General features: G+C 64.4%; 13 protein-coding genes. 12 read left to right on the top strand and 1 reads right to left on the bottom strand.

Annotated elements, in window-relative coordinates:
• The first annotated feature begins 31 nt into the window (after positions 1 to 31).
• The 12 genes from map to E9229_RS00590 all read left to right on the top strand — a co-directional run bounded on the left by map (position 32) and on the right by E9229_RS00590 (position 10,454).
• A complete protein-coding gene (gene map, locus E9229_RS00645) occupies positions 32 to 862 on the top strand; it encodes a type I methionyl aminopeptidase (RefSeq protein ID WP_183509294.1) in 831 nt (276 codons plus the stop codon).
• Between the two features lie 285 nt (positions 863 to 1,147).
• Entirely contained in the window at positions 1,148 to 1,369 is a 222-nt protein-coding gene (gene infA, locus E9229_RS00640) for a translation initiation factor IF-1 (protein ID WP_068731548.1), read from the top strand.
• A gap of 81 nt (positions 1,370 to 1,450) precedes the next feature.
• Complete coding sequence (gene rpmJ / locus E9229_RS00635) at positions 1,451 to 1,564, top strand: 50S ribosomal protein L36 (protein ID WP_071894985.1); 114 nt, start codon at positions 1,451 to 1,453, stop codon at positions 1,562 to 1,564.
• A 158-nt stretch (positions 1,565 to 1,722) separates the two neighbouring features.
• Positions 1,723 to 2,097 (top strand): 30S ribosomal protein S13, encoded by a 375-nt coding sequence (gene rpsM, locus E9229_RS00630; RefSeq protein WP_183509293.1) that lies wholly within the window; start codon positions 1,723 to 1,725, stop codon positions 2,095 to 2,097.
• A gap of 42 nt (positions 2,098 to 2,139) precedes the next feature.
• Complete coding sequence (rpsK, locus tag E9229_RS00625) at positions 2,140 to 2,541, top strand: 30S ribosomal protein S11 (protein ID WP_183509292.1); 402 nt, start codon at positions 2,140 to 2,142, stop codon at positions 2,539 to 2,541.
• Between the two features lie 166 nt (positions 2,542 to 2,707).
• Positions 2,708 to 3,715 (top strand): DNA-directed RNA polymerase subunit alpha, encoded by a 1,008-nt coding sequence (locus tag E9229_RS00620; protein ID WP_183509290.1) that lies wholly within the window; start codon positions 2,708 to 2,710, stop codon positions 3,713 to 3,715.
• 85 nt (positions 3,716 to 3,800) lie between these two features.
• Positions 3,801 to 4,307: a 50S ribosomal protein L17 gene (gene rplQ / locus E9229_RS00615; protein ID WP_183509289.1), complete on the top strand. Its 507-nt coding sequence runs from the start codon at positions 3,801 to 3,803 to the stop codon at positions 4,305 to 4,307.
• 111 nt (positions 4,308 to 4,418) lie between these two features.
• Complete coding sequence (locus tag E9229_RS00610; protein WP_407671312.1) at positions 4,419 to 5,384, top strand: tRNA pseudouridine synthase A; 966 nt, start codon at positions 4,419 to 4,421, stop codon at positions 5,382 to 5,384.
• Positions 5,385 to 6,590: 1,206 nt separating this feature from the next.
• Positions 6,591 to 7,034, top strand: a complete 444-nt coding sequence (gene rplM, locus E9229_RS00605) for a 50S ribosomal protein L13 (RefSeq protein WP_183509287.1) — start codon at positions 6,591 to 6,593, stop codon at positions 7,032 to 7,034.
• A gap of 37 nt (positions 7,035 to 7,071) precedes the next feature.
• Positions 7,072 to 7,572, top strand: a complete 501-nt coding sequence (rpsI, locus tag E9229_RS00600; protein WP_183509286.1) for a 30S ribosomal protein S9 — start codon at positions 7,072 to 7,074, stop codon at positions 7,570 to 7,572.
• A 194-nt stretch (positions 7,573 to 7,766) separates the two neighbouring features.
• A complete protein-coding gene (gene glmM / locus E9229_RS00595; protein ID WP_183509284.1) occupies positions 7,767 to 9,113 on the top strand; it encodes a phosphoglucosamine mutase in 1,347 nt (448 codons plus the stop codon).
• A gap of 9 nt (positions 9,114 to 9,122) precedes the next feature.
• On the top strand, positions 9,123 to 10,454 hold the full coding sequence (locus E9229_RS00590) for a UDP-glucose dehydrogenase family protein (protein ID WP_183509283.1): 1,332 nt from the start codon (positions 9,123 to 9,125) through the stop codon (positions 10,452 to 10,454).
• Between the two features lie 63 nt (positions 10,455 to 10,517).
• Here the strand turns inward: E9229_RS00590 and E9229_RS00585 are convergent, their stop codons facing one another.
• On the bottom strand, positions 10,518 to 12,026 hold the full coding sequence (locus tag E9229_RS00585) for an NAD(P)H-hydrate dehydratase (RefSeq protein WP_183509282.1): 1,509 nt from the start codon (positions 12,024 to 12,026) through the stop codon (positions 10,518 to 10,520).
• Positions 12,027 to 12,047 lie beyond the last annotated feature (21 nt).

The following is a 12,047-nucleotide window of genomic DNA, read 5'->3' as shown; positions in this document are numbered from 1 at the left end:
AGCAACAGCAATCCGGAAGGAACCCCCTCCCATGGCATTCGGCCAGCCCAAAATCGAATATAAGACCAATTCGCAGATCCTGAAGATGCGCGAGGCAGGCCTGGTCCTGGCCGAAGCGCTGGATGAGGCAGTGGCAGCGGCCCAGATCGGCGTCACCACCGCGCGTCTGGACGAGGTCTTTGCCGGCGTGCTTGAGCGTCACGGCGCCACCAGCAACTTCAAGGGATACCATGGCTTCCCTGCCTCCATCTGCGCATCGGTGAACGAGGAAGTGGTACACGGTTTCCCGAGCGGCTACGTGCTTGCCGACGGTGACGTGTTGAAGATCGACGGCGGTGCCATCATCGAGGGCTGGCACGCCGACTCTGCACGCACCGTGATCGTCGGTACTGCCGATCCGGAAGACCAGCGCCTTTCGGACGTCACCCGCGAGGCCATGTGGCGCGGGATCGCCTCGCTGGCCGAGGCCCGCTATGTCGGAGCCATCGGCGATGCCATCGACGACTTCGTCTCAGGTGTCCCCGGTGCGCCGCTGGGCATCCTGGAGGACTACGTCGGCCACGGGATCGGTTCGGAAATGCACCAGGCCCCCGACGTGCTGAACTTCCGCACCGGGCACCGTGGCGCACGCATCAAGCCCGGCATGTGCCTGGCCATCGAGCCGATGCTGGTCCGTGGTGGCATCGAGACCAAGGTGTTGGCCGACGACTGGACGGTGGTGACCACCGACGGTGCGCGCGCCTCGCAGTGGGAGCACAGCGTGGCCATCCACCTCGGCGGCATCTGGGTCCTCACGGCCCATGACGGGGGAGTGGAGGGGCTGGCCCCCTTTGGCGTCGTGCCGACCCCGATCATGCCCTAGCCCCTTCGGGTTCGGGACCCGTCGGGCGCCGTAGCAGAACGGATAGGACCGGTACCGCCCGATGGGTGGCCCTGGTCCTATCCACTTAACTAATGGCGTGTGTCGAAGGTAACAGTGTGCTGTTCGCGGGATGATTTCCATTTTCGCTGATGAACACGTAGGCTTGATTGTTGGTTGTCTCTATGTCTGTGCCCAAAATGGCCGTTATGGTCGGGTCGGATGGCAGCAACCACAAACCATACACGCCGGTGGCACCCGTCATCGGCATAAAAGTTAGCGGAGGATATGGCCAAGAAAGAGGGTGTCATCGAGGTAGAAGGCACCGTGTCGGAGGCGCTGCCCAATGCGATGTTTCGTGTTGAGCTGCCGAACGGGCACGTGGTACTTGCGACTATCTCGGGAAAGATGCGTCAGCACTACATTCGAATCCTCCCTGAGGACCGTGTAGTGGTGGAACTCAGTCCATACGACCTCAACCGCGGACGTATCGTCTACCGCTACAAGTAAAGACTTTCGACCGACGGGCACCGCCCGCCGGCGCTGGTAGTTACTGCTCCACTGAAACAGCAACCGCAAAGGAAATAAACCGTGAAGGTTAACCCTAGCGTGAAGCCGATCTGCGACAAGTGCAAGGTGATCCGTCGTAACGGCCGGGTCATGGTGATCTGCGAAAACCCACGCCACAAGCAGCGCCAGGGCTAAGTTTCCCCTCTCGGGAGCTTTGACCTGCGCGTAGCTAATAATTCGGCAGTACAGCGTCCACTACGCGGGACGCACACCCTCGGCACGGAGGCCGGGGACCGGGAAACCGGGTTATGTACTGCTTTAGACCTCCGCATATCGAAAGGTAGACACCAAATATGGCTCGTCTAGCTGGCGTAGACATCCCGCGCGAAAAGCGCGTGATCATTGCGCTTACCTACATCTACGGCGTGGGCAAGACCCGTGCAGAACATACTATTGCCGAGACCGGGATCAACCCCGACACTCGTGTCAAGGATCTCACCGACGCTGAACTCGTTCAGCTGCGTGACTTCATTGAAGGCAGCTTCAAGGTCGAGGGTGACCTCCGCCGTGAGGTGGCAGCCGATATCCGCCGCAAGGTCGAGATTGGCTCCTACGAGGGCATTCGCCACCGCAAGGGCCTGCCGGTCCGCGGTCAGCGCACCAAGACGAACGCACGTACCCGTAAGGGCCCGAAGCGCACCGTTGCCGGTAAGAAGAAGACCCGCTAAACCTAGCGGTCCCCTTAGCCAAATCATTTCGTAGGAGTAAGCATGCCCCCCAAGACTCGTGGAGCGGTCCGCAAACCGCGTCGCAAGGACAAGAAGAACATCGCGCTGGGTCAGGCGCACATCAAGAGCACCTTCAACAACACCATCGTGTCCATCACGGACCCGTCCGGTGCTGTAATCTCCTGGGCCTCGGCCGGCGAGGTTGGATTCAAGGGTTCGCGTAAGTCGACTCCGTACGCCGCACAGATGGCTGCTGAAGCAGCTGCCAAGCGCGCACAGGAGCACGGCATGCGCAAGGTCGACGTTTTCGTGAAGGGCCCGGGCTCGGGCCGCGAAACCGCGATCCGCTCGCTGCAGGCCGCCGGCCTTGAGGTTGGGTCCATCCAGGACGTTTCCCCGAGCGCACACAACGGTTGCCGCCCGCCGAAGCGTCGCCGCGTCTAATAGACCGCCAAAGCGTCCCTGCCGCCGCAGATCCCCTGGGGGAGTTGCGGCGGCATGGACGCCCCGCGGCCTGACCAGACCGAAACCGACGTACGCCTCGCGGCCATCGTCCTTTCCACCCCCTGTGTTGCGTCATATAGCGGATGCTCGCTGAAAGGAAATGTAAGTGCTTATTGCACAGCGACCCACCCTGACCGAAGAAGTAGTAGCGGAAAACCGTTCCCGGTTTGTCATTGAACCGTTGGAGCCGGGCTTCGGCTACACCCTTGGTAACTCGCTCCGCCGTACCCTGCTGTCCTCCATCCCTGGTGCAGCTGTCACCAGTGTGCGGATTGACGGTGTACTGCATGAGTTCACCACCGTAGCGGGTGTGAAGGAAGACGTCACCGAACTGATCCTGAACATCAAGAACCTTTCGGTGTCCTCCGAGCACGACGAACCTGTCGTCGCCTACCTGCGCAAGCAGGGTCCCGGCGTCGTCACGGCAGCGGATATCACTCCGCCGGCCGGCGTCGAGTTCCACAACCCGGACCTGCACATCGCGACTTTGAACGCGAAGGGCAAGTTCGACATGGAGCTGACCATCGAACGTGGCCGCGGTTACGTTTCGGCTTCGCAGAACAAGAGCGCGGATCAGGAAATCGGCCGTATTCCGGTCGACTCCATCTACTCGCCTGTTCTGAAGGTGACTTTCCGCGTGGAAGCCACCCGTGTTGAGCAGCGCACCGACTTCGACAAGTTGATTGTCGACGTTGAAACCAAGGATTCAATCGCACCGCGTGACGCCGTGGCGTCTGCCGGTACGACCCTGGTCGAGCTGTTTGGTCTGGCCCGTGAACTCAACACGGCAGCCGAAGGCATCGAGATTGGCCCGTCCCCGACGGATGCCGCACTCGCCGCCGACATGGCGCTGCCAATTGAGGATCTTGAACTGACCGTTCGCTCGTACAACTGCCTCAAGCGCGAGGGCATCCACACCGTGGGTGAACTCGTGGCACGTTCCGAGGCCGACCTGATGGACATCCGTAACTTCGGTGCAAAGTCCATCGACGAGGTCAAGGCGAAGCTGATCGATCTTGGTCTGTCCCTGAAGGATTCACCTCCAGGGTTCGACCTTGCCGCTCGCGCCGCCGCGATCGATGAAGACGACGTTTACGGTGATGAAGAGGCCTAGGCCCCTTCGACCATAAAGAACTTTTGCCCTCCGGTCCGCACCTTCGCGGTGTGGACCGGTGGGTACCATCTGAGGAGATTACATCATGCCTACCCCACCAAAGGGAGCGCGTCTCGGCGGTAGCGCCGCGCACGAGCGCCTGATGCTCGCGAACCTGTCGGCACAGCTGTTCGAGCACAAATCCATCACCACCACGCTGACCAAGGCCAAGCGCCTTCGCCCGCATGCAGAGCGTCTGATCACGTTCGCAAAGCGCGGAGACCTGGCCAACCGTCGTCGTGTGCAGGGCATCATTGCCTCGCGCAGCCGCACCAACAAGAGCATCGTTCACGAGCTCTTCGAGAACATCGCACCGGTCATGGCCGAGCGCGATGGTGGCTACACCCGCATCACCAAGATCGGTAACCGCAAGGGCGACAACGCGCCCATGGCAGTCATCGAACTGGTCATGGAGCCGGTGTCCCCGAAGCAGGCAGTCGTGAAGGAGGCCGTCAAGGCCGCCGAAAAGGCTGCAGCTGTCGAGGTCGTCGAGGCAGAGGTCGTCGAGACCGAAGCTCCGGCAACCGAGGCCACCGAAGAGAACAAGGCCTAGTCCTTTCTCGAAGTGAACCTGGTGGACATGGTCCGTTCCCGCATCGCGGGGACGGACCATGTCCCGTTTAACGGTCTTGGGGGAGCCCCGGCGCTGGCTAAAATGGATGCCATGAAGACTGCGCCCATCATCCCCTCGCTCGAATCGATCGGTCTGAGCCCGGAGTCGCGGCACGGCGGGGAGCCGGCGACGGTTCGGCTGCGGGCCACGCTGGCCTACGACGGGGCAGCCTATTCGGGCTGGGGGGTCCAGCCAACCCTGCCCACCGTCCAAGGCGTGCTCGAGCACGGGCTCTCGCTGCTGATCCGCCGACAGATCCGCACGGTGGTTGCCGGACGTACCGATGCCGGTGTCCATGCGAGTGCCCAAGTGGTTCACTTCGACCTGACCCCCACCGAATACAGCCAACTTCCGCGTGGCAAGGACCTGGACCCCTGCGAGGCGCTGCTGCGCCGCCTGTACGGCATCCTGGGACGCCAGGGCGGAGCCGTGGTCGTCCACGAGATCTCCGTGGCGCCAGAAGGATTCGACGCGCGCTTTTCCGCGCTATGGCGTCGCTATTCATACCGGATCGCCGACGGCCCGGACAAATGGGACCCGCTGCGCCGCCACGTGACCATGTGGCATGGTGAGGCATTGGACGAGGGGCTCATGAATGACGAGGCGGAGTCGCTGCTCGGCCGCCACGACTTCCTGACATTCTGCAAGCCCAAGCCGATGGCAACGACCATCCGCACGCTGACCGAGTTCCATTTCGCCCGCGATGCGGAGGGCCTCCTGGTGGCCCATGTGAAGGCGGACGCCTTCTGCCACAACATGGTCCGCTCGCTCATCGGGGCGGCGCTCATGGTCGGCGACGGTCGGAAGGAGCCTGGCTGGATGGCGCACCGCTTGGGGGAGCGGGTGCGCGATTCGCTCAGCAAGCTCGCTGTGCCCCATGCCCTGGTGCTCGAGGAGGTTGCGTACCCGTCCGACACCTTGATGGGTGAACGAGCCGAACTCACTCGTGCCCGGCGGTTGCCGGGTTCCGACACCACTCATCTGCCCCCACGCGTGGATGCTCCAGTTGGGCTATGACGTGCTATTTCATTCATCAATCCAGGTCATGCTCGTTTTTCTGGGAGGCGGGGCTGGATACTAAGTTGCTTCTAGGGTGAGGAGAAGCACAAAGTCGCGTTGTGGGTTGGTGCCCCATTAGATGTTGGCATCGGGTCATTTTTGGTGCCTGAGTCGGGCCATCGGAAGCACGAAGCGCAGGGTCAAGGAACTAAGCGATGGCGGGGCCCGGAGCGGAAGCCTCCCGGACGCTGGCGGCGGAACGTGCTTCATGGACCGGTAGGGTCCGGGAAATCCATCGCCGTGTCATGGACCCTCGAGTTGAGCAACGATTCGACGGTGGTTCGCGTCGTCCAGCAAGCTAGACCACTCCGGCCGCGCTGAGCTTGCCTTGCGCCATGACGGATTGGTCCACCGGCAGCGAACTGCGTCAGTGCCATCGAGCGCCTCGTGGATCAGACCGGCGTTTTGTCCGGGGCAAGGGCGAGCCAGGCTTGCGGGTTGGTGCTCTTTGGTCAATTCAGCCAGCTCCAGCTGACGTTTTCCGTGGCTCTGGACGTGCCGGGTGACGCGGCAGCGCTGGGTAGTCTGTGCGGAGCCTGGAGCCTGGATCCTTGCCGAGGTAGCTTTTGCCGCGCTGGTGCCACGGGATGCGGTGTTGCGTACTGGAGGACCGTTTTCCCCGGGAGTGCCGGTGCCTCCGCCGGACAAGAGGTACATCGGATCACCGCTGCGCTGCGTCGTGCCCTGCGGAGCGCAAGAATGAAGCCCGGCACCGTGGCTGAGCGTCTCCGGACCCCGCTGGCTGGACCAGTCCTGCCTGTGGCCGCAAGCCGGATGTCCGTCGCGGGAACTCCGCGGGATGCCCGATGGGTCCCCTGCGCACTGCCTCCGCCTATTGGACGTGGTAGCGACGGGGGTCGCCGGCAAGTGGGAGATGGGTATCCGGAAAATCCGGCTTTTGTACGGCTAGGCTTAATCCGGTAGTATTTAATGCTGTTGTGCGTGTCCTTTGTTCGACACAACTTTCTTCGCGTGACGGCCCGGTTGCAGGGCCACTGGTCTGCGGAGAATGCGAACATTACGAGGACAGCCGGTTGACTTCAGTCCTCACCTGAAAAACTGGTACAGCGCATGGATAACACAGCGCACCAACCGACGAAGGATCTCACAGCCTTAGTCAGGGCGGGCGCTTGACCAGTAACTAAGGAAACGAAGGCAATCACAGTGCGTACGTACACTCCAAAGCCGGCCGACCAGGAACGCTCATGGCTGATCATTGACGCCACCGACGTAGTTCTCGGCCGTCTTGCCGTCCAGGCCGCAACCCTGCTGCGCGGCAAGCACAAGGCAACCTATGCCGCTCACATGGACATGGGCGACCATGTCATCATCATCAATGCCGAGAAGGTTGCCCTCACCGGCGCCAAGCTCGAGCAGAAGCGCGCCTACCGCCACTCCGGTTTCCCGGGTGGCCTGAAGTCGGTGAGCTACACCGAACTTCTCGAGAAGAACCCGGTGCTCGCCGTAGAGAAGGCCATCAAGGGCATGCTTCCGAAGAACTCCCTGGCTGCCCAGCAGCTGTCCAAGCTCAAGGTCTACCGCGGTGCCGAGCACCCGCACGCTGCCCAGCAGCCGAAGGCCTTCGAAATCACCCAGGTCGCGCAGTAGCGCTGGGCCCCGAGTAAAAAGACTTTAGGAGATTATCGTGGCTCAGAACACTGAAGAGCAGAACGAATTCGAGGGTGAAGCTCCGGCTTCGTACACCTCGGAATCCGTGACCGTTGAAGAAACCGCAGTCAAGGAGCGCCCGGCACTGACCGTTGCCGGCGCAGCCGTTGGCCGTCGCAAGCAGGCAATTGCCCGCGTTCGCGTCGTCCCGGGCTCCGGCAAGTGGACCATCAATGGCCGCCAGCTGGACAACTACTTCCCGAACAAGCTGCACCAGCAGGATGTCAACGAACCGTTCAAGCTCCTCGAGCTCGACGGCGCGTACGACGTCATTGCACGCATCCACGGCGGTGGCCCCTCGGGCCAGGCCGGTGCTCTGCGTCTGGGCATCGCCCGTTCGCTGAACGAAATCGACCGCGACAACAACCGTGCGGCCCTGAAGAAGGCCGGCTACTTGACTCGTGACGCACGTGTCATCGAGCGCAAGAAGGCTGGCCTCAAGAAGGCCCGTAAGGCTTCGCAGTTCTCCAAGCGCTAAACCGCTTGCCTCGGCCCCCGGGCCGGAACCCTCGGGGACCCGAACGGAACATGTTTCCGCTCGGGTCCCCGAGTCGTTTAAGCACACACAGGCCCGTGCGTGGATGCCGGCTCGGTGTGAAATCAATTCAATTTGCACTGGCCAGCCCGTGCCCCTGGCCTGTGACGGCCTCCGGAGCCCTATGATGGAGAACAATGGCAAGGTTATTTGGCACCGATGGTGTGCGCGGAAAAGCAAATGAACTCCTGACCCCGGAGCTGACGATGAGGCTGGCGCAGGCCGCCTCCGTCGTTTTGGGGTTCGACAAGATCACCGACGGCCGCAGGCCGGTCGCGGTGGTCGCCAAGGACCCCCGAATCAGCGGTGACTTCATTTCCGCTGCCATCGAGGCTGGGCTCGCCGCATCTGGCGTGGATGTCTTCGATGCCGGCACCCTGCCCACCCCCGCGGCCGCCTATCTGGTCGCCGACCTGAACGCCGACTTCGGCGTGATGATCTCGGCCTCGCACAACCCGGCGCCTGACAATGGAATCAAGTTCCTGGCCCGTGGCGGCCAGAAGCTCGACGACGCGCTCGAAGACGCCATCGAGGCGCACCTGGAGCTTGAACCACGGCGTCCCGTAGCCGGCGACGTGGGCAGGGTCCAGCGCTTTGCCGACGCCGAGGACCGCTACATACTGCACCTGCTGCAGACACTGCCGAACCGGCTCGATGGCCTGAAAGTCGTGCTCGACTGTGCCCACGGCGCCGCCAGCGGCTGTTCGCCCGAGGTTTTCAAGGCCGCCGGGGCCGAGCTCTTCGTGATCGGCGCCGAACCGGACGGCATCAACATCAACGAGGGCTACGGCTCCACCCACCTGGAAAAGCTGCAGGCCGCCGTGCTTGAACACGGTGCGGACCTGGGCATCGCCCACGACGGTGATGCCGACCGCTGCCTGGCAGTTGACCACGAAGGCACTGTCGTCGACGGCGACCAGATCATGGCAGTCATGGCCAGCGCACTCAAGGACGCCGGCAAACTGAAGGACAATACCCTCGTCGCTACGGTCATGAGCAATCTCGGCCTGAAGATCGCGATGCAGGAAGCCGGGATCAACATCCTGGAAACCGGTGTCGGGGACCGCTACGTGCTTGAGGGCATGCGCGCCAACGGATACAACCTCGGTGGCGAGCAGTCCGGCCACGTCATTTTCGCCGACCACGCCACCACGGGTGACGGTGTGCTCACCGGCCTGCAGATCGCTGCCCGGATGAAGGCCACCGGCAAGACGCTGAAGGAGCTCGCCTCCGTGATGACGGTGCTTCCGCAGGTATTGATCAACGTCAAGGGCGTCGACAAGGCGGCTGCCGACAGCAATGAGGCCCTGAGCGCCGCCGTGGCAGCGGTCGAGGCCGAGCTGGGTCACGGCGGCCGCGTGCTGCTGCGCCCCTCCGGCACCGAACCGGTGGTCCGGGTCATGGTCGAGGCGCGTGACCAAGCCACCGCCGAGGCCCATGCCCGTGCGCTGGCCGACGTGGTCAGCCGCGAGCTGGCACTCTAGGGGGCCGGCATGTCACTGAAGGTATCGGTGATCGGCACCGGTTACCTCGGTGCGACGCATGCCGCTTGCATGGCGGAACTGGGCTTCGAGGTCATCGGGCTGGACATCGACCAGGCCAAGATCGAGCGCCTAGCTGAGGGCCTGCTGCCCTTCCACGAGCCCGAGTTACCCGAGCTGCTGCGCAAGCACGTGGCTTCCGGACGGCTGCGCTTCACGACCTCCTACGCTGAGGTCGGGGAATGGGCCGATGTGCACTTCATCGGCGTCGGTACGCCACAACGTACCGACGGCCAGGGGGCAGACATGTCATACGTCGATGCCGCCGCCACCTCGCTGGCGCGGCATATCACCCGTGATGCGCTGATTGTGGGCAAATCGACCGTCCCGGTCGGCACGGCCCGTCGACTCGAGGCGCTGCTGGCCGAACACGCGCGTCCGGGAGTGGAGCTGTCGCTGGCGTGGAACCCCGAGTTCCTGCGCGAGGGCTTCGCCGTGCGCGACACAATGACCCCGGACCGGCTGGTCTTCGGCATCGGCACGATAGACAGCGAGGCCATGCTGCGCGAGGTCTACGCAACGGCACTGGAGGCCGGGACCCCCGTCGTGGTGACAGACTTCGAGACGTCCGAACTGGTCAAGGTGGCGGCCAACGCGTTCCTGGCCACGAAGATCTCCTTCATCAACGCCTTCGCCGAGGTCACCGAGACCGTCGGCGGGGATATCGGCACGCTGGCCGATGCGCTGGGCTACGATGCGCGCATCGGGCGCCGTTTCCTGAATGCCGGTGTCGGCTTCGGCGGCGGCTGCCTGCCCAAGGACATCAGGGCCCTGCAGTCGCGGGTCAGCGAACTGGGCCTGAGCCACACCATGGGCTTCCTGGCCGAGGTCGACGAGATCAACCTGCGCCGCCGCGACCGGGTGGTGCACCTGGCCGAGGCCATGCTCGCAGACGAGCTGGCGGGGGCCAAAATCGCCGTGCTGGGTGTGAGCTTCAAGCCGGATAGCGATGATGTGCGGGACTCTCCGGCGCTGGACGTCGCGACCCGGCTCTTCAACGCCGGCGCCGAGGTGGCCGTCTACGATCCGAAGGGCAATGCGAACGCCGCCCGGCGCTTCCCCCGCCTGGACTATTGCGATTCGCTCTACGAAGCGGTGGATGGCGCCTCGCTGGTGCTGCTGCTGACCGAGTGGGAAGAGTTCAAGGCGCTTCAGCCCGGCGACCTGGAACCGTTGGTGCGGAAGAAGCGGATCATCGACGGACGCAACGTGCTCGACCACGCAGGCTGGGAAGCCTCAGGATGGTCCGTGGCGGCCATGGGGCGCCGCTACCCCAACCCGTAGGCGCCCAGGGCCCGTAGAGATCGCCTGAGCGCCACTGGGGGCTCATGGCCCTCGGGCCGCCGCTCAGACTCCGAGGTCGCGCAGCGCTACCGGCAGTGTCTGCAACAGGGTGGCCGCACCAAAGGGCCCCCCAGCAGCGGCAAGGACGCCGGCCCGGCCATGGATGTATGCGGCAGCAGCCGCAAGGCGCACCAGCGTGCGGGCATCCGGGTGCGGCCCGGCGGCCGCCAGCAGCGAACCGAGCAGGCCGGTGAGTACGTCCCCGCTGCCCGCCGTGGCCAGCTCGGCCCCGCCGGACCGCGAGACCACCGTGTACCCGTCGGGTCCTGCGCACACGGTGGCCGGGCCCTTGAGCAGAACCACGGCGTCGTAGGACACTGCGGTCCAACGGGCCCAGCGCAGGGGGTCTGCGGCAATCTCTGCGGCGCCGATATGCAGTCCGGTCCGGGCCAGCAACGCCGACAGCTCGCCGGCATGCGGGGTCAGGATCCATCGGGCCTCGCCGGCGCCGGGAGTCACCGCGGACAGGGCCCCGGCGTCGATGACCGCCGGCAGCTCCGAGGCCAGCGCATGGGCCAGAGCTCCGTTGCCGTCCGTCGCATCGAGCCCGGGGCCCAGGGCCCATGCGCCGATGCGGCCAGTGGTCGACTTGTCGTTGCGCCTGCTACGTACGCCCAGCTGCTTCAGCTCCGTAGCGCTCAACGGCACGGCCTCCGGGGCGGCTGCGAGCAGTGCGGCTCCAATAGCGGGCGGGACATGGGTGCGCAGCATGCCCAGGCCGGCGGCGACGGCGGCGCCCGCGCTGAGCAGGGCTGCACCGGGGTAGGCTTCTGATCCGGCAATCAGGCCCAGCACCCCGCGGCGGTACTTGTGCACCGAGCCTGCGCGCCAGCCGGGATCTGAGCTGTGCAGGATCTTGGACACGTCGTGGTCTTCGAGCACCCAGGCTTCGGGTTCGGGCAGGTGGCGCCCCAGTCCGATATCGGCGACCCTGATCCTTCCAGCAGCCAGATGGCCGTCGCCGACCACCAGCCCGGTCTTCAACGCCCCGAAAGTGACGGTGGCGTGGGCTCCGGGAACAGCGCCCAGGGCGGCGCCGGTGTCGGCATCGATACCGCTGGGCAGATCACAGGCCAGCACGCGCAGGTCGGAAGGAATCCGCGGCAATTGAACCGGGCGGGTTGCCCCGAGTCCAAGGACCCCGTCCAGCAGCAGGTCGACCCTCTCCAGCAGGTCGTCCAGCTCCGAGGCCTCCGCCGTGCGGCCGCCTGCCCGGACAAAGGCTGCGAGGGCCTCGGGGTGGGCGGTGGAACCTGTAAGCACGACGCTGATCCGCACCCCGCGAGGGGCCAATGCCGCCAGCGCGTACAACGTGTCGCCGCCGTTGTTTCCGGGACCGATGAGTCCGAGGACATGGGAACCGTATACCCGGCCGTAGAGGTCCCGCAGTTCGAGGACCGCCTGGTTGGCCAGGGCGTGGGCAGCTGACTGCATCAGGGCAGGCCCCTGTCCGGCTTCGAGCAGTGGACGTTCGGCGCGGCGAATCTGCGCCCCGGTGTAGGCAGGAATCATGTGTACAGAGTATCGAGATCC

It is taken from the genome of Paeniglutamicibacter cryotolerans (assembly GCF_014190875.1).
GTDB classification, from domain to species: domain Bacteria; phylum Actinomycetota; class Actinomycetes; order Actinomycetales; family Micrococcaceae; genus Paeniglutamicibacter; species Paeniglutamicibacter cryotolerans.
The sequence above is the reverse complement of the archived record's forward strand: the minus strand, read 5'-3'. Positions and strand labels throughout refer to the sequence as shown.